Annotated in this window: 15 protein-coding genes and 3 tRNA genes; 12 read left to right on the top strand and 6 right to left on the bottom strand. The window is 59.8% G+C overall.

Annotated features, from left to right (window positions below; translation table 11 throughout):
* The first annotated feature begins 29 nt into the window (after positions 1 to 29).
* Both ACW5XC_RS00935 and ACW5XC_RS00930 read left to right on the top strand, forming a co-directional pair.
* Positions 30 to 1,583, top strand: a complete 1,554-nt coding sequence (locus tag ACW5XC_RS00935; RefSeq protein ID WP_042054510.1) for a methyl-accepting chemotaxis protein — start codon at positions 30 to 32, stop codon at positions 1,581 to 1,583.
* A 66-nt stretch (positions 1,584 to 1,649) separates the two neighbouring features.
* Entirely contained in the window at positions 1,650 to 2,006 is a 357-nt protein-coding gene (locus tag ACW5XC_RS00930; protein WP_042054513.1) for an MGMT family protein, read from the top strand.
* A 16-nt stretch (positions 2,007 to 2,022) separates the two neighbouring features.
* Here the strand turns inward: ACW5XC_RS00930 and ACW5XC_RS00925 are convergent, their stop codons facing one another.
* Both ACW5XC_RS00925 and topA read right to left on the bottom strand, forming a co-directional pair.
* Positions 2,023 to 2,187: a hypothetical protein gene (locus ACW5XC_RS00925; protein ID WP_178378358.1), complete on the bottom strand. Its 165-nt coding sequence runs from the start codon at positions 2,185 to 2,187 to the stop codon at positions 2,023 to 2,025.
* Positions 2,188 to 2,295: 108 nt separating this feature from the next.
* Positions 2,296 to 4,917: a type I DNA topoisomerase gene (gene topA, locus ACW5XC_RS00920; RefSeq protein WP_042054514.1), complete on the bottom strand. Its 2,622-nt coding sequence runs from the start codon at positions 4,915 to 4,917 to the stop codon at positions 2,296 to 2,298.
* Between the two features lie 355 nt (positions 4,918 to 5,272).
* On the opposite strand from topA, the gene astB reads away from it, so the two are divergent.
* The 7 genes from astB (at position 5,273) to ACW5XC_RS00885 (ending at position 9,513) form a co-directional block, all read left to right on the top strand.
* Complete coding sequence (gene astB / locus ACW5XC_RS00915; protein ID WP_042054516.1) at positions 5,273 to 6,610, top strand: N-succinylarginine dihydrolase; 1,338 nt, start codon at positions 5,273 to 5,275, stop codon at positions 6,608 to 6,610.
* 241 nt (positions 6,611 to 6,851) lie between these two features.
* A tRNA-Tyr gene (locus ACW5XC_RS00910) sits at positions 6,852 to 6,936 on the top strand.
* 38 nt (positions 6,937 to 6,974) lie between these two features.
* A tRNA-Tyr gene (locus tag ACW5XC_RS00905) sits at positions 6,975 to 7,059 on the top strand.
* Positions 7,060 to 7,103: 44 nt separating this feature from the next.
* Positions 7,104 to 7,188: transfer RNA gene (locus tag ACW5XC_RS00900), tRNA-Tyr, on the top strand.
* Between the two features lie 142 nt (positions 7,189 to 7,330).
* Complete coding sequence (locus tag ACW5XC_RS00895; protein WP_042054517.1) at positions 7,331 to 7,621, top strand: hypothetical protein; 291 nt, start codon at positions 7,331 to 7,333, stop codon at positions 7,619 to 7,621.
* A gap of 277 nt (positions 7,622 to 7,898) precedes the next feature.
* Positions 7,899 to 9,263 (top strand): prephenate-dependent tRNA uridine(34) hydroxylase TrhP, encoded by a 1,365-nt coding sequence (trhP, locus tag ACW5XC_RS00890; protein ID WP_042054518.1) that lies wholly within the window; start codon positions 7,899 to 7,901, stop codon positions 9,261 to 9,263.
* Position 9,264: 1 nt separating this feature from the next.
* The gene (locus ACW5XC_RS00885) at positions 9,265 to 9,513 is read left to right on the top strand and encodes a YfhL family 4Fe-4S dicluster ferredoxin (protein ID WP_005334896.1); all 249 of its coding nucleotides are present in this window, start codon (positions 9,265 to 9,267) and stop codon (positions 9,511 to 9,513) included.
* 56 nt (positions 9,514 to 9,569) lie between these two features.
* Here the strand turns inward: ACW5XC_RS00885 and ACW5XC_RS00880 are convergent, their stop codons facing one another.
* Positions 9,570 to 9,962, bottom strand: coding sequence for a DUF1090 domain-containing protein (locus ACW5XC_RS00880; protein WP_042054519.1), 393 nt, complete (start codon positions 9,960 to 9,962; stop codon positions 9,570 to 9,572).
* A gap of 158 nt (positions 9,963 to 10,120) precedes the next feature.
* Here ACW5XC_RS00880 and ACW5XC_RS00875 point away from each other — a divergent pair, with 158 nt between their 5' ends.
* Positions 10,121 to 10,474 carry a DsrE/DsrF/TusD sulfur relay family protein gene (locus tag ACW5XC_RS00875; protein WP_042054520.1) on the top strand — a complete coding sequence of 118 codons (354 nt, stop codon included), beginning with the start codon at positions 10,121 to 10,123 and terminating at the stop codon, positions 10,472 to 10,474.
* Positions 10,475 to 10,510: 36 nt separating this feature from the next.
* Here the strand turns inward: ACW5XC_RS00875 and ACW5XC_RS00870 are convergent, their stop codons facing one another.
* Positions 10,511 to 11,734: an MFS transporter gene (locus tag ACW5XC_RS00870; protein ID WP_042054521.1), complete on the bottom strand. Its 1,224-nt coding sequence runs from the start codon at positions 11,732 to 11,734 to the stop codon at positions 10,511 to 10,513.
* 200 nt (positions 11,735 to 11,934) lie between these two features.
* Positions 11,935 to 12,942 carry a protease SohB gene (gene sohB / locus ACW5XC_RS00865; RefSeq protein WP_042054522.1) on the bottom strand — a complete coding sequence of 336 codons (1,008 nt, stop codon included), beginning with the start codon at positions 12,940 to 12,942 and terminating at the stop codon, positions 11,935 to 11,937.
* Between the two features lie 222 nt (positions 12,943 to 13,164).
* On the opposite strand from sohB, the gene ACW5XC_RS00860 reads away from it, so the two are divergent.
* Together ACW5XC_RS00860 and ACW5XC_RS00855 are read left to right on the top strand one after the other, a co-directional pair.
* Complete coding sequence (locus ACW5XC_RS00860) at positions 13,165 to 13,920, top strand: YciK family oxidoreductase (protein WP_005334909.1); 756 nt, start codon at positions 13,165 to 13,167, stop codon at positions 13,918 to 13,920.
* 127 nt (positions 13,921 to 14,047) lie between these two features.
* Positions 14,048 to 14,962, top strand: a complete 915-nt coding sequence (locus tag ACW5XC_RS00855; RefSeq protein ID WP_042054524.1) for a LysR family transcriptional regulator — start codon at positions 14,048 to 14,050, stop codon at positions 14,960 to 14,962.
* Between the two features lie 14 nt (positions 14,963 to 14,976).
* Here the strand turns inward: ACW5XC_RS00855 and ACW5XC_RS00850 are convergent, their stop codons facing one another.
* Positions 14,977 to 16,149, bottom strand: a complete 1,173-nt coding sequence (locus ACW5XC_RS00850) for an MFS transporter (protein ID WP_042054525.1) — start codon at positions 16,147 to 16,149, stop codon at positions 14,977 to 14,979.
* Positions 16,150 to 16,301 lie beyond the last annotated feature (152 nt).

The raw sequence follows: 16,301 nt of genomic DNA, 5'->3' as shown, positions 1-16,301 counted from the left end.
TATCAACAAGAACATCGGAGCGTATTCCTATGACCCGCAGAGATGTCCATACCCTGGATAGCGAAGTGGAGTTTCCTGCCGACGTACAACTGGTCTCCACCACAGACCTGCGCGGGGTGATCACCTACGCCAACCCGGCCTTCTGCGACATCGCAGGCTACCCGGTCGATGAACTGGTGGGACACAACCACAATCTGGTACGCCACCCCGACATGCCCAAGGCCGCCTTCGCCGATCTCTGGGCCCGCCTCAAGGAGGGCAAACCCTGGCGCGGCATCGTCAAGAATCGCTGCAAGGATGGCCGTTATTACTGGGTAGATGCCTATGTGACCCCCATCTATGAAGGCAACAGGATCAGCGGCTACCAGTCGGTACGCTGCAAACCCGAGCCACAATTCAAGCGCATCGCCGCTCAGACCTACCAAGCCCTGCTCAAGGCCGAGCGCGGCAACAGCAGCAACCTTCCCTCTCTTGCCAGAGTGCGCACCCCGGCCATTACCCTGCTGCTGCTCGGCCTGATGGGCTGGGCCTTCGCCAGCCAAGGGGCCATGACCGTCCTGCTGATGCTGCTGCCCCTGTTGCTTCTTGGCGGAGCCTACTGGCGCGAGCTCTTTGCCCTGCCCCACTATCTACAGCAGCTGGGCCGCGAATATGACAGTCTGACCCGGCTGGTCTACTCCGGTGACAACCCCGGCGCCATTGCCGATTTTCATATCAAGATGCTGCAGGCCCGCATCCGAACCGTTTTGGGGAGGATCAATGATGCCACGGCACCTCTGCAAACCCTGGCCATCAATCTGAAGCAGGCCTCTCATCAGGCCTGTCTCGATATCAACGAGCAAGATGCCCAGACCCAGCAGATGGCTGCGGCTATGACTCAAATGGCCAACACAGCTCACGAGATCGCCCGCAACATTCAAGACTCCAACGGTCAGGTCAACGAAGCTCGCAATCGTTGTGAACAAACCAACCAGCAGTTGAACCAGACCGAGCAACAGATCGAACAGCTCGCCAAACAGGCTGAGCTGGCGTTCAACTCGGCAGTGGAGCTCGCCAGCGAATCCGAACGGATTGGCAGTGTCATGGGCGAGATCCAGGGCATCGCCGAGCAGACTAACCTGCTGGCCCTCAACGCAGCCATCGAAGCCGCTCGCGCCGGGGAGCAGGGCCGTGGTTTTGCGGTGGTCGCAGACGAGGTGCGTACTCTATCGACCCGCACCCACAAGGCGACCGAGCAGATCCAGGGCAGCATCAAGCAGATCCAGCACACGCTGGGACGTTGGAAGGGGATGATGCAGGAGAACCTGCAGCAGACCCGCGCATGTGCCGAGATGACCCGCCAGGGCGCCAGCAGCCTCCATACCGTGCTGACAGAGATAGAGCTGGTCACCGAACACTCCACCCAGATCGCCACCGCTGCAGAGCAGCAACAAGCGGTCGTGGAGGAGATCAGCCGCAGCATCCACCAGATATCCGCTTACTCCCACGCCAATAGTCAGAAGATGCTGGATGTCGATCACTCCAGCCAGGCTCTGCTGGAACGGGCCAAGCAACTGAAGGGCCTTAGCCAGACCTTCGGCTGAATCATTGCCAACCCCATGACAGAAGCGCCACAATGGCGCTTCTGTTGTTTTTGACGAATCGGGTCTATGAGCATTGAATCAAGTCCATCCTCATTGAACAAAACTGCCCGTATCGAAGCGATCATCGCCCTGATCCCGGCAGGCAGGGTGGTCAGTTATGGTCAGGTGGCCGATCTGGCGGGGCTGCCCGGACGGGCAAGACTGGTGGGCAAGGTGCTGCGGGAAACCGACAAGGTACTGCCGTGGCATCGGGTGCTGGGCACAGCGGGCACTATCTCGTTACCGAAAGGATCGCCAGGCTTTGCCGAACAGACGGGACGCCTGCAGCAAGAAGGGGTCGTGGTGATCGGTGGGCGGGTCAGAATGAAGGAGTGGCAATGGCAGCCCGATCTGGCCGAGCTGCTTTTTCTACTGCCATTTTGAGGGGATCACAGCCGGATCACTCCAGCGGCGCCAGGATCTCGTCGCTGCGCACCTGCACCGGTATGGTCTCATCCGCGCGCTGCAGCAGCACCAGCAGGCTCTGCCGGTCAACCTCCAGCACATAGGCCGCCCCTTCACGGGTCATGCAGCTCATGCCCGGCCGGATCTCGCTAATCTCCATCTCAACCTCCTTGTCTACTTCGCGATTGACGACAGCTGCACTCCTTGCAGCTGTCTCAGTATACCGCTATCCATAAGCAAAGAGGCCCCTTGTCGGGGCCTCTTTTCATCAGGCTTTTTTAGCCTTTGGCAAACTCTCTTGCCAGGTACCGTTGTCGTAGTGAGCGGTCCAACCAGTCGCCTTGCCGTTGACCTCGCTCATCACGTACTGCTCCTTGGTCTTGCGACTGAAGCGCACGATGGCGGGGTTGCCGTCCGGATCGGTGAGCGGGGCACCGGCCAGATACTTGTGCTTGGCGGAGATGCGATCCTTGAAGCGCTTGAGCTCTTCCACCAGCGGAGCGCGGGTCTCGCGGGATTTGGGGAAGTTGCTGGCCGCAAGGAACAGACCGGCAGCCCCGTCACGCAGCACAAAGTGAGCATCGGACTGGGTGCACTTGAGCTCCGGCAGCGGCACCGGATCCTCCTTCGGCGGCGCGATGTCACCGTTTTTCAGGATCTTGCGAGTGTTCTTGCAGGTCTCGTTGGTGCAGCCCATGTACTTGCCGAAACGGCCGTTCTTGAGCTGCATCTCGCTGCCGCAACGGTCGCACTCGATGCTCGGCCCTTCGTAGCCCTTGAGCTTGAACTGGCCCTTCTCGATTTCGTAGCCATCGCAATCCGGGTTGCGACCACAGACGTGCAGCTTGCGGCTATCGTCGATGATATAGGCATCCATCGCTGTACCACAGACACCGCAGCGGTGCTTGGCGCGCAGCGCTTCGGTTTCCGCCTCTTCGCCGTCAGTGGCGGAGACAAACTCGTCGGCAGAGACCAGGTTGATGGTCTTCTTGCAGCGCTCTTTCGGCGGCAGGGCATAGCCGGAGCAGCCGAGGAACACGCCGGTGGTGGCGGTACGAATACCCATCTTGCGGCCGCAATCAGGGCAGTCGATGTCGGTCATCACCATCTGGTTGGCACGCATGCCGCCCTCTTCGGGCGCCTTGTCGGCCTTCTCCAGCTCCTGGGTAAACTCGGCGTAGAAGGCGTCCAGCACCTTCTTCCACTCAAGGCTCCCTTCGGCGATGCCATCAAGCTTGTCTTCCATCTTGGCGGTGAACTCGTAGTTCATCAGCTCGACGAAGTTCTCCACCAGACGATCGGTGACGATCTCACCCATCTTCTCGGCGAAGAAACGGCGGCTCTCAACCCGCACATAGCCGCGATCGACGATAGTGGAGATGATGGAGGCGTAGGTAGAGGGACGGCCGATGCCGCGTTTTTCCAGCTCGCGCACCAGCGCGGCTTCGGTGAAACGGGCAGGCGGCTTGGTGAAGTGCTGGCGCGGATCCAGCTTGACCAGTTTCAGCACCTCGCCAACGGTCACCGCCGGCAGCTGGCTATCTTCGCCCTTGCGACCCATCGGCGGCAGTGCCTTGGTCCAACCGGCGAAGCGCAGGGTACGGCCACGGGCCTTGAGCTCGAACTCACCCGCCTTGACGGTCAGGGTGGAGGAGTCGTACTGAGCCGGCGTCATCTGGCAAGCAACGAACTGACGCCAGATAAGATCGTACAGACGCATGGCATCCGGCTCCATCCCTTCCAGCATCTCGGCAGTCACCTGTACGTTGGAGGGACGGATCGCTTCGTGCGCTTCCTGGGCATTGGCCTTGGCGCCATACAAATTCGGCTCGGCTGGCAGATAGGCCGCGCCATACTGCTCGCCGATATATTCACGCACCGCCTCAACCGCCTCTTTGCTGAGGTTGGTGGAGTCGGTACGCATATAGGTGATGTAACCCGCTTCATAGAGACGCTGGGCCATCATCATGGTCTTCTTGACCCCAAAGCTCAGCCGGGTAGAGGCCGCCTGCTGCAGGGTAGAGGTGATAAACGGCGCGGACGGCTTGGAGCCGGTCGGCTTGTCTTCCCGGTTCACCACCTTGTAGTCGACCCCTTCCAGGGCTGCGACAGCGGCAAAGGTCTCGGCCTGGGTCACCGGCTTGAAGTCGGCCCCGTTGCGGCTGACCACTTCCATCCGCAGATCGCTCTTGTCACCGGTCAGCAGGTCGGCATTGAGATCCCAGAACTCGACCGGTACGAACGCCTTGATTTCGCGCTCTTTATCGACGATGAGACGCACCGCAACGGATTGCACTCGACCGGCGGAGAGACCGCGGGCCAGCTTTTTCCACAGCAGCGGGGAGACCATGTAACCCACCACGCGGTCGAGGAAACGACGGGCCTGCTGGGCATTGACGCGGTCAATATTGAGTTCGGACGGCTGGGCAAACGCCTCCTTGATGGCGCTCTTGGTGATCTCGTTGAACACCACGCGCTTGTAGCGGCTGTCGTCGCCACCGATGATCTCGCGCAGGTGCCAGGCGATCGCCTCTCCTTCTCTATCCAAGTCGGTTGCGAGATAGATGGTGTCGGCTTTCTCGGCCAGACTTTGCAACTCGCTGACCACCTTCTCCTTGCCGGGCAAAATCTGGTAGTTAGCCTGCCAGCCAGCGGTCGGATTGATACCCATCCGGGCAAACAGGGCCTTGCGATCCTTGGCAGCCTTCTCGGATTCGCTCAACTTGATGCCGCGAATGACAGGTTTCTTGGGCTCGGTGCTGGCGCTGCCGCTGGTGGGCAGATCGCGAACATGACCAACGCTGGATTTCACCACGTAGTCCTTGCCCAGATATTTGTTGATCGTCTTGGCCTTGGCCGGAGACTCCACTATGACCAGTGATTTGCCCATGCTGTAACTATTATCCTCATTGCACCCGACGGGGTTGGTGTGCGGTTTTGTGGGGCTGTATAAGAGATTTGGCGCGAAAAAGCAATCTTGTGAGCAAATTTGCCTGACCAGCCCGAACCACACGGCTTCTTTTATTGCTTCTTTATTTATTAATGCGAAGGCAACAGGCCGGACGCAACCGCTTTTTCAATTTTCTGCCATACCGCCCCTCTTTTTATATCTGAAACGACATAAAAACGTCTGCTGGTTACCGGCTTGTTACAAAAACATAAAATCTCTTTATAATGGCCCAACCCCGACGCATTGCGCGCGGAAGGAACCGCTACCCATCATAAAAATCGAAAGGATGTACTCAATGAAGCACTTCGAGGTAAATTTCGACGGTCTGGTCGGCCCGACTCATAACTATGCCGGCCTCTCCTACGGCAACGTTGCCTCCCAGAGCAATGCCCAGGAGGCTTCCAATCCGAAAGAGGCCGCCAAGCAGGGGCTGCGCAAGATGAAGGCGCTGACCGAGCTTGGCATGACCCAGGGGGTACTGGCGCCACAAGAGCGTCCCGATCTCGCCACCCTGCGCCGCCTCGGCTTCACTGGCAACGATGCCCGGGTGCTGGAGCAGGCCGCCAAGCAGGCTCCTGCCGTACTGGCTGCCTGCTATTCAGCCTCCAGCATGTGGACCGCCAATGCCGCCACCGTCTCTCCCAGTGCCGATACCCAGGATGGCCGCATTCACTTCACCCCCGCCAACCTGACCAACAAGTTTCACCGCTCTCTGGAGCCCGACGTCACGGGCCGTATCCTGCGAGCCGTGTTCAACAATGATCGCCACTTCAGCCACCACCTCCATCTGCCGGAGAATGACCACTTCGGCGACGAGGGGGCAGCTAACCACACCCGGCTCTGCCGTGCCTATGGCGAGGCGGGGGTCGAGCTGTTTGTCTATGGCCGCAGCGCCTTTGACTACTCCCGCCCAGCGCCGAAGCGCTATCCGGCCCGCCAGACTCTGGAGGCAAGCCAGGCCATCTCCCGTCTCCATGGCCTTGGCGAGGAGAGCGTGGTGTTTATTCAGCAAAACCCGGATGTGATCGATCAGGGGGTATTCCACAACGACGTGATCGCGGTGGGCAACCAGAACGTGCTCTTCTTCCACCAGCAGGCGTTCCTCAATACCGAGTCGGCGCTGGCCGAGGTACGTACCAAGTTTGGCGAAGGGGACCTGCACTTCATCGAGGTGCCGACTGCAGAAGTTTCCGTGCTGGATGCGGTGAAATCCTATCTGTTCAACACCCAGATCCTCACCCTGCCGAGCGGTGAGATGGCCATCATCGCCCCCACCGAGTGCCGCGACAATCCGGCGGTGTCGGCCTATCTTGGCAAGCTGCTGACGCAGGAGACCCCGATCAAGGCGGTCCACTATATGGATGTGAAACAGAGCATGCGCAATGGCGGCGGCCCGGCCTGCCTGCGACTGCGGGTTGCCATGAACGATCAGGAACTCGCTGCGGTCAATCCGGCCTGCCTTATCAACGACAGCCAGTTTGCCCGCCTCGATGGCTGGGTCGATCGCCACTACCGCGACCGCCTGACCCTCGATGACCTGCGGGATCCGGCACTGGTGCAGGAGTCCCGCAGCGCACTGGACGAGCTGACCCAGATCCTGAAACTGGGTTCGGTCTACCCGTTCCAGCGCTAGATGTGATGCCCGAGAAGACCGCCGACGCTGGCGGTCTTCTGCTATTTCCCTTCTCTTCAGCGCGATCGCCAACTTGCACGGATGCTGTTTTGTGCAGAAAAGCAGCGCACAACTTGCTGATAAGCTTGAATTTTGAGCTGGATGTATCAAAAAATCGACGAACAGTCATTTTTTACTGCCAGATGCCTCATCAAGGGGTTCACAAAGCCTCTGGATCTGATAGTATGCGCCTCGCACTTGGGGAGGGGTTCCCTAGCGGCCAAAGGGATCAGACTGTAAATCTGACGGCTCTGCCTTCGAAGGTTCGAATCCTTCTCCCTCCACCATTCAAGTGCAAAGTAGTGACAATCAGGAAATACCCCGTGGAGGGGTTCCCGAGCGGCCAAAGGGATCAGACTGTAAATCTGACGGCTCTGCCTTCGAAGGTTCGAATCCTTCTCCCTCCACCATTTCCCTGATTGCAATAGCTGAATACAATTTGCTTTGCCCCTGTGGAGGGGTTCCCGAGCGGCCAAAGGGATCAGACTGTAAATCTGACGGCTCTGCCTTCGAAGGTTCGAATCCTTCTCCCTCCACCATCATTCAAGAAAACCCGGCCTCGCGCCGGGTTTTCGCTTTCTGCCATTCTCATCACATTTTTCCGACCTTGTCAGATCTGACAGTTGCAATTGCATCCCATCTTGCTCATCGTGGCATCATCGACATCAGAGTGTTCACATCATGTTTGAAGTCTGGGACGAGCATGGTCACGCCACCGGTCTGACATTGCAGGCGCTCAAAGTCAGAATTAGCAACGACTATCAGGGCGATCTGATGGTGCGCTACAGCAACAAGCTGGGACTCCCCACGACCCTCTTTCTGACCATTCATCAGGGCGTTGCCTATCAACGCTTCAAGGCGGGCTCGCCAAGACTGGATTGGGAATGGCTGGCCACCGCAGGCAATGGCCACAGCCCCCGCAATTTTATGAGTGAACAGTTTCCCGATTTTCAACTCGCAATGGATAATTGAACATCAACAACTATCGCTAACCCACCACCACAGATTACCCAAAAACTGATTTTCCATTCGCATGATATTCCTGCCAAATTGCATGATGACGTGGGGGCGAGTACAATCTCGCACCCCGAATATCCGGCGCATCTTCTTTCGATAACCCCGGATATGCCGTCATCGGGTCGCGCTGCATTGAGCCTCCTCTCGGAGGGCATCTTGCACCGCAACTCAACCACTACGATGCCATCAGGTGGCATCGTCCTGATTTGCAATCAGATACGAAGAGTCCGACATGTTTAAACCAGAATTGCTCTCCCCCGCAGGTTCCCTCAAGAACATGCGTTACGCCTACGCCTATGGCGCCGATGCCGTCTATGCCGGCCAGCCCCGTTACAGCCTGCGGGTGCGTAACAACGAATTCGATCACGAGAACCTGCAGCTTGGTATCAACGAAGCCCATGCCCTCGGCAAGCAGTTCTACGTGGTGGCCAACATCCAGCCCCACAACTCCAAGCTCAAGACCTTTATCCGCGACATGCGCCCCGTGGTGGAGATGAAGCCGGATGCGCTGATCATGTCCGACCCCGGTCTTATCATGATGATGCGCGAAGCTTTTCCTGATATGCCCATTCACCTCTCGGTGCAGGCCAACGCGGTCAACTGGGCGACGGTGAAGTTCTGGCATCAGATGGGCCTGACCCGGGTCATCCTCTCCCGCGAGCTGTCGCTCGACGAGATCGAAGAGATCCGCATGCAGGTGCCGGAGATGGAGCTGGAAGTGTTCGTCCACGGCGCTCTGTGCATGGCCTACTCCGGTCGCTGCCTGCTCTCCGGCTACATCAACAAGCGCGACCCCAATCAGGGCACCTGCACCAACTCCTGCCGCTGGGAGTACAAGGTACACGAGGGCAAGGAAGACGAAGTGGGCCAGATCGTCCATCGTCAGGAACCTATCGCCGTGCAGAAAGTTGACCCGACTTTGGGCCTCGGCAAGCCGAGCGATGCACTGGTGCTGCTGGAGGAGTCCAACCGTCCGGGCGAGTACATGAGCGCGTTCGAAGACGAACACGGCACCTACATCATGAACTCCAAGGACTTGCGTGCCGTCGAGCACGTCGAGCGACTTACCAAGATGGGCGTTCATTCCCTGAAAATCGAAGGGCGCACCAAATCCTTCTACTACTGCGCCCGTACCGCTCAGGTTTACCGCAAGGCCATCGACGATGCGGTGGCGGGTCGTCCGTTCGACCGCAGCCTGATGGGTACCCTCGAAAATCTGGCCCACCGCGGCTATACCGAGGGCTTCCTGCGCCGTCACAACCACAGCGAATACCAGAACTACGACTACGGCTACTCCGTCTCCGACACCCAGCAGTTTGTCGGCGAGATTACCGGTCGCAAAGGTGACATGGTCGAGGTCGAGGTGAAGAACAAGTTCCTGGTGGGCAATAATCTGGAGCTGATGACCCCGCAGGGCAACGTCCGTTTCAATCTGGAGCAGATGGAGAACCGCAAGGGCGAGCTTATCGACACCGCGCCGGGCAACGGTCACGTAGTCTATGTGCCGGTCCCGAAAGATCTGGATGTGAACTACGGCATTTTGCTGCGCAATCTGGGCGACAGCCAGGATACCCGCAACCCGCACACGGCGGCCTGAGATGGCACTGCTCATCACCGACAAGTGCATCAACTGTGACATGTGCGATCCCGAGTGCCCCAACCAGGCCATCAGCCTGGGTGAGGAGATCTACGAGATCGACCCCAGTCGCTGCACCGAGTGCGTCGGTCACTATGAGAAGCCGACCTGCATCAGTGTCTGCCCTATCGACTGCATCATCTGGGATCCCGCTCATGTGGAGACCGAAGATCAGCTGATGGAGAAGTTTGTGCGGATGCACAGGCAGTAAAACGAAAAAAGGCCGAGCAATCGGCCTTTTTTGATCCTGCGTTCAGCGGCTAGCCATCACTTGCCGACCAGCCGGATCAGTTTGTCCAGCTCACGCTGGGCCTCCAGCATCCGGGTCTGGGACTCCTCCAGCCTGGCCTGCCGCTTGGCAATCTTCTCCGGTTTGCCACTGACTCTCGCCTCCTGCAGCTCGAGCAGGCGCTCGTCCACCTCGCCGCGCAGTTTGTTAACCCGCTCTTTCTGCTCCTTAAGCAGACCTTCATCGGTACAGTTGGCCTTGATATTGCGCGCTGCCTGTTCGAGCCCGGCAATCTGCCCGGCGTTCTTGTGTTCTTTGGCAAACACCAGCTGGTCGTTGACGGCCTGCAGACGGGCCTTGCAACCGACCGCCTCACTGCCAAAGGCCTGACCCGCCAACAGCAGCAAGCCGGCTCCCAATACTTTCCACATCTCGATTCATCCGGTCTTGTTTGCGAGCTGACCATAAAAACCTCGATCGGCAGCAGGGTCAAGCAAGCGGGAAAAAGGTGCGACAGAAGTTGTGCAACATCACGCAATTGGCACCCTGTTGGTTCTACAATGGCGCTCTTTCCAATCGGGAGTCTGTTATGAATCAACAAATTGTGGTCATTGCCAACGGTGCCCCCTATGGCAGCGAATCCCTGTTCAACGCCTTGCGTCTCACTATCGCCCTCAAGGAGCAGGGTGGAGCCAGCCTCAAGCTGTTCCTGATGTCCGATGCGGTGAGTGCAGCACTGGCCGGTCAGGCTCCGGCCGAAGGGTACAACCTGCGCCAGATGCTGGAGATCCTGCTGGCACAGGGCGTCACCATTCGCCTGTGCAAGACCTGCACCGATGCCCGTGGCATTACCGCCCTGCCGCTGATCGAGGGCATTGAGGTCGGCAACCTGCCGATGCTGGCCCAATGGACCCTGGCTGCCGACAAGGTGCTGACCTTCTGAACCATAAGGGGCTGGCCAGCGGCGAAGTCAGCCCGGTTAGCCTATCACCGACTCCTGCCGGGCACTTCGCCGACCATGATGTCGGGCGCCAGCTTCATAAAGCGCAAAAATCGCCACACAAAGCAGCGCCATCAGCACATAGAGCCACTGACCGCTCCACTGCTCGAGGATCCAGCCTCCCAGCAGGGCACCTGCGGCCCCTCCCAACCCGGCCAGTGCGCTGGCGCCAAAATAGCTTCCCTTGAGGTGGGTGGGGGCCATCTGGTCGATCAGCACGTTGAGCAGGGGGAAGAGGATGGTCTCGCCGATGCTGAGCAGCAGCACGGCGCCAAACCAGTGGCTGCGTACCATCGGGTCCCCCAGCGCGAAGAGCAGCTGGGCCGCCAGAAAGAGCGCCATACCGATATGAAGCCGCACCCGCACCGGCCAGCGTGACAACAACCGCAGCAGCGGAAATTGCAGCAGCACCACGGTGAGGGCGTTGGTCGCCACCAGCAGGGCAACCAGCTCGGCCACCTGCGGCATACCGGCCCGGGTCAGGTACTGCACCAGCGGCGAGTGAAACTGGGAGTAGACCAGCACCATCAGGAGATTGGCCATCACCAGCAGCAGGAAGGCGCGATCCGCCAGCAACACCTTGATGGCATCCCGCAAGCCGGGCCCGGCAGTCCCCGGCTTGCCTGTGCTGCCAGCACGGCGAAATCCCCAGCCAAAGGCCAGCGCCAGCAGCAGATAGCTCACCACCAGAAACAGGAAGGTCTCCTGCAGGGCGTTGATCCCGAGGGTCACCCCGAGCAGTGGCCCCAGCGCCGCCCCCAGATTGAGTAGAAAATAGCGCAGGTGCAGTGCCAGCTCCCGCGCCTTGGCCGAGGCCAGACTGTCGGCCATCAGCGCCTTGCCGGGGGCATCGATGAGCCCCGACGAGAGGCCGCTGCCCATCACCCCGACCCCGAGCCAGAACACCTCGTGCGAAAAACCGAGCAGGCCGAAACAGGTCATCGCCACCAGACAACCGGCCAGCAGTATGCTGCGCCGCCCGAAGCGATCAGAGAGCCAACCGCCGTAAAAGCTGACCAGGGTAGAGAGGGCCATTGAGCCCCCCAGCAACAGGCCGATGAAGGTGGCCGAAAGGTCATACTCCCGATAGAGCAGAATGGAGAGGAAGGGCCACACCATGTAGTAGCTGGTACGCACCATAAAGGTGCCCAGAATGACGATCCAGACCAGCGGGGTAAATTGCCTGAAGGTGCTCCATGACATCGCTATGCTCCATGCCCCGCAGCTCTTACCACAAGATCCTGTCATAAACGGGGAAAGCATTCAGTTGTAACAGAGGGCCTCAATGGAAACAACCCTCGCTCACCGACAAGGTGCAACCGGATGCAAAAAGGCCAGCCGGTGGGCATCGGCTGGCCTTTTTATCGCGGGATTTCCCTCTGGCTAACGCCAGAGGGCCAGGCTTAGCGCCAGGGGCTCTGCTGCCACAGCCGCCCCAGTCCGGCTTCCAGCGCCTGCACGCCCTGCTGCCCCAGCTTCTGGGTCAGACTTTTTGGCTTGCGATAGCTGATGCCGATCACCTTGTGGTGGCTGGCCTGCGCCAGCAGATAGTCATCACTGGTGCAGAGGGTATCCACCAACCCCAGCCCCTTGGCCTGACTCGCCAGCCAGTGCTCACCGGTCGTGACCTGATCGATATCGAGTTGCGGGCGATGTTCGGCCACAAAGGCCTTGAAACGCTCGTGGATCGCCGCCAGCTCCTCACGAAACTTCTCGCGCCCCAGATCGTCGTTCTCGCCGAACATGGTGATGGTGCGCTTGTACTGCCCTGCGGTGTGCATCTCGAATTCGATGTCATGCTTTTTCAGCAACTTGTTGAAGTTCGGCAGCTGGGCGATCACCCCGATGGAGCCGACGATGGCAAAGGGGGCCGCCAGGATTTTGTCCGCCACGCAAGCCATCATGTAGCCGCCGCTCGCCGCCACCTTATCGATAGCCACGGTGAGCTTGATGTCACGATCGCGCAACCGCTGCAGCTGGGAAGCGGCCAACCCGTAGCCATGCACCACGCCGCCACCGGATTCGAGTCGCAGCAGTACCTCGTCGCCGGGCTGGGCGACGCCGATCACCGCGCTCACCTCCTCGCGTAGGGAGGCCACCTCTTTGGCATCCATGCTGCCGTTGAAATCGAGCACGAACAGGCGACTGCGCTCATCCCCCGCCTTGGCGCGTTTTTTCTGCTCCTCTTTCTGCTGCTTTTCCATCACCTTACGCTCGGCCTTGCTGGCCAGCGCGCTCTTGAGCGCAAATTGCCCCTGCTCCAGCTCGCTCGAGAGATCGGTCACCACCAGCTCACCCTTGCGCGCTTTCGGCTGGCGAGTGCTGACGATCATCAGGATGATGGCGCCGATGGCCAGCAGGAAGGTCACTGTCTTGGCCAAAAACAGGCCATATTCGGTCAGAAATGTCACGATGGACTCCAGAATGGATCGGTTTTCGTCACATTCTAGGGAGTTTGGCGAATGCGCGCAAAAAATCGCAGCCAGTGTCCGGAAAAGCCAACCCGAGCATCACAACCTCTCTATTTTCTTCACATTTTTATTGCCGCTGGCTGGTCAAACAGGCGCGCGGATCAGTACACTTGGCGCCGATTGCCATGCACTTATGGCCGGAATTTGTTAACAGGAGTTGTCATGCTCGATTATCAGGCACCCCGCGATCTGCTCAAGGATAAAGTCATTCTGGTCACCGGTGCCGGCGACGGGATCGGCCGCGAAGCCGCCCTCACCTACGCCGCTCACGGTGCCACCGTGATCCTGCTCGGCCGCACCAGCGCCAAACTCGAAGCCGTGTATGACCAGATTGAAGCGGCCGGTTATCCGCTGCCCGCCATCGTGCCGGTGGATCTGAAAGGGGCCACCGCCGCCCACTACCGCGGCATGGCCGAAACCTTCGCCCAGCAGTTTGGCCGCCTCGATGGCGTGCTGTTCAACGCCGGTCTGCTTGGCACCCTCTCTCCGTTTGAACACATTCAGGAGAAGGAGTGGGACGAGGTGATGCAGGTCAACGTCAAATCGGAATTCCTGCTGACCCAGGCGCTGCTGCCGCTGCTGCGCCAGACAGCCAAGGCGCAGGGCGATGCCTCCATCGTCTACACCTCCTCCAGCGTGGGACGCAAGGGGCGCGCCTACTGGGGCACCTATGCCATCTCCAAGTTCGCCATCGAGGGGATGATGGAAGTGCTGGCCGACGAGCTAGAAAACACCGGTGTGCGGGTCAATACCCTCAATCCGGGCGGTACCCGTACCAAGATGCGCGCCAGCGCCTTCCCGGCGGAAGATCCCATGAACCTCAAGACTCCGGCCGACCTGATGCCGCTCTACCTTTACCTGATGGGGTCGGACAGCCGCGGCAAAACCGGCCAGACCTTTGTGGCTCAGCCAAAATAAACAGGCGGCTCAGCCCAAATAAATCAATAAAATACCCAGAGTGTTGTGCGGCAGGGGTTAAATTGAATAGGGGGCACAGGCTCCCTGTTCGAACCACTGACCATCCTATCTCCAATCAGGTTGAACTATGTTTCGTCCCAAGAGCACGTTTGAGCAATGGCGGATCTTTCAGGCGGTGGTCGACTGCGGCGGCTACGCCCAGGCGGCCGAGGCGCTGAACAAGAGCCAGTCCTCCCTCAATCATGCGGTTGCGAAGTTGCAGCAGAGTCTGGGGGTGCCCTTGCTGGAGGTCCGCGGCCGCAAGGCGGTGTTGACCCCGGCGGGCGAGATCTTCCTCAAGCGGGCCCGTCAGCTGAGCCAGCAGGTGGAGGAGCTGGAGAATCTGGCCAACAACCTGGAGCGGCAGTGGGAGCCGCAGATCAACCTCTATGTCTCGGCGCTGCAACCAAGGGATCGCCTCTATCGGGCGCTGGCCAGCTTCTATCCCCGCAGCCGGGGTTGCCGGGTCAACCTGCACGAACGCATTCACTGCCACTTCAACGCCTTGCAACCGGGGGATCTGATGCTCTCCGAGCACCTGCCCGGCGATCGCACCGGCCTGTTGCTGGACGAGGTGTGCCTGCTGCCCCTCTGCGCCGCCAGCCATCCGCTGGCACAGGAGAAGGGGGCCATCCGCAGCGATGTATTGACCAGCCACAACCAGATCAGCCTCCATCCCCCCATTCACCGCTCGGTGGATTGGAACGATGCGGATGACACCGGCTGGAAGGCGACCCACTACCACGAAGTGCTCGCCATGCTGCGCCTCGGCCTCGGCTATGCCTGGCTGCCGCGCCATCTGGTAGAGCGGGAGCTGGCGGAAGGGTCACTCATACAGCTGGATCTGGAGAGCGGCAACGAGCGCCACCTCTACACCTATCTGCTGACCCTCTCCCCCGAATCTCTCGGTCCTGCGACCGAGCTGCTGCTGCGCTGCCTGCGCAACGAATATCAGGGCGAATCAACGCCGCTTCCGCACGTCCAGCCCCAACACGACAAATAACAGCCAGCTCCCCGTCAGACGTTGGGCACCCGCCAGCTGGCGGCCAGTGCCACCAGTGCCAATCCCAACGCCACCATAAAGACCCCGTGGAAACTCCACACCTCCGCCACCACACCGGCGATGGCCCCTGCCATGATGGAGCCGGTGCGGATGCTGTTGGCAAACAGGGTAGTCGCCACCCCGGCTCGCCCCGGCATCAGATCCTGAAAGTAAGACATGCCGATCCCCGCCACGATACCGATGAAGATGGCGTTGAACAGCTGCAAGGCGATCAGGGCGTATTGGTCGGTGAGGGTCACCAGTCCGGTGTAAAAGGCCGCGCCAGCCAGCACCGCCAGCAACATCATGGGGCGCTTGCCAAAGCGCGCCGTGTAGTAACCCGCCAGCAGCATGAAGGGGATCTCCAGCGCCGCCGCCGTGCCCATCAGGATACCGGCAAGCTTCTCATCCATCCCGAGCTCCCGGGTTATGTAGAGCGGCATATTGATGAGGTACATGCTGTTGCAGGTCCACATCAGGGTGGAGGCGATAAAGAGCGCTCGCACCGCCGGATCCCGCCAGCTGCTGACCCGCTCTGTCTCTTCAGCCATCTTGGGCAAAGGCAGAGAGGGGAGCCAGCGCCACACCACCAGGGCACAGAGCAGATAGGCTAGTGCCGAAGCCAGATACATCAGCTCGAAACCGTAGCCGATGGCCAGCGCGAAGGCGATGGGCGGGCCTATGACCCAGGCCAGCGAAAACTGGGCCCGCATCACCGAGCTGAACATGTCCGCCCGCCGGTTGCGGCTGTCGGAGTACTCCCGCGCCAGCGCAAACAGCTGGGGACTGGCTGTGGCCGCCAGCGCCGCCAGCATCACCCCCAGACTCGCCAACAGCCAGTAGTTGCGGTTCCAGGCAAACAACAAGGAGAGCGCCACCCCGGCAAAACAGCAGCGCAGGATCAGTCGCTTGCGATCCCCCTTGTTATCGGAGCGGTGGCCCAGCCACTGGCTGACCAGAATGCCCACCACGGCGTTGATGGTATAGAAGAGCCCAACCAGAAAGGGGCGCACCTGCACCTCTTCGGCCAGAAACAGACTTAAGGTAGGCACCTGCAGTGCCACCGCGACGCCGGTCATAAAGGTCACGGCAAGAAATGAAAGAGAGACGGGGTCAGGGCGTTTGACCGCCTCTATCGACAAGCTCATAGGGTTACCACTGGTTGGAGGGACGATACGGGCTAACGGGCGGCAGCCGTATGAAAATTCGGCGCCTATCTTATGTCACTATCAAGAGCGGGCTCAAGGATGGCATAAGCAGGTGTGCGCCTTGCGAGGGAGGCCGCGACCCCGTAGAGTGA

This window comes from Aeromonas sp. 25-AL00135 (genome assembly GCF_054052385.1).
The sequence above is the reverse complement of the archived record's forward strand: the minus strand, read 5'-3'. Positions and strand labels throughout refer to the sequence as shown.

Excerpts from the sequence above, each read along its gene's own strand:
- ACW5XC_RS00895 (WP_042054517.1), top strand. The coding sequence starts at position 7,331 with ATGTTTGAAGTCTGGGACGAGCATGGTCACGCCACCGGTCTGACATTG.
- ACW5XC_RS00855 (WP_042054524.1), top strand. The coding sequence starts at position 14,048 with ATGTTTCGTCCCAAGAGCACGTTTGAGCAATGGCGGATCTTTCAGGCG.
- ACW5XC_RS00875 (WP_042054520.1), top strand. The coding sequence starts at position 10,121 with ATGAATCAACAAATTGTGGTCATTGCCAACGGTGCCCCCTATGGCAGC.
- astB (WP_042054516.1), top strand. The coding sequence starts at position 5,273 with ATGAAGCACTTCGAGGTAAATTTCGACGGTCTGGTCGGCCCGACTCAT.
- ACW5XC_RS00930 (WP_042054513.1), top strand. The coding sequence starts at position 1,650 with ATGAGCATTGAATCAAGTCCATCCTCATTGAACAAAACTGCCCGTATC.
- topA (WP_042054514.1), bottom strand. The coding sequence starts at position 4,917 with ATGGGCAAATCACTGGTCATAGTGGAGTCTCCGGCCAAGGCCAAGACG.
- ACW5XC_RS00925 (WP_178378358.1), bottom strand. The coding sequence starts at position 2,187 with ATGGAGATTAGCGAGATCCGGCCGGGCATGAGCTGCATGACCCGTGAA.
- ACW5XC_RS00860 (WP_005334909.1), top strand. The coding sequence starts at position 13,165 with ATGCTCGATTATCAGGCACCCCGCGATCTGCTCAAGGATAAAGTCATT.
- ACW5XC_RS00880 (WP_042054519.1), bottom strand. The coding sequence starts at position 9,962 with ATGTGGAAAGTATTGGGAGCCGGCTTGCTGCTGTTGGCGGGTCAGGCC.
- trhP (WP_042054518.1), top strand. The coding sequence starts at position 7,899 with ATGTTTAAACCAGAATTGCTCTCCCCCGCAGGTTCCCTCAAGAACATG.
- ACW5XC_RS00870 (WP_042054521.1), bottom strand. The coding sequence starts at position 11,734 with ATGTCATGGAGCACCTTCAGGCAATTTACCCCGCTGGTCTGGATCGTC.
- ACW5XC_RS00935 (WP_042054510.1), top strand. The coding sequence starts at position 30 with ATGACCCGCAGAGATGTCCATACCCTGGATAGCGAAGTGGAGTTTCCT.
- ACW5XC_RS00850 (WP_042054525.1), bottom strand. The coding sequence starts at position 16,149 with ATGAGCTTGTCGATAGAGGCGGTCAAACGCCCTGACCCCGTCTCTCTT.
- ACW5XC_RS00885 (WP_005334896.1), top strand. The coding sequence starts at position 9,265 with ATGGCACTGCTCATCACCGACAAGTGCATCAACTGTGACATGTGCGAT.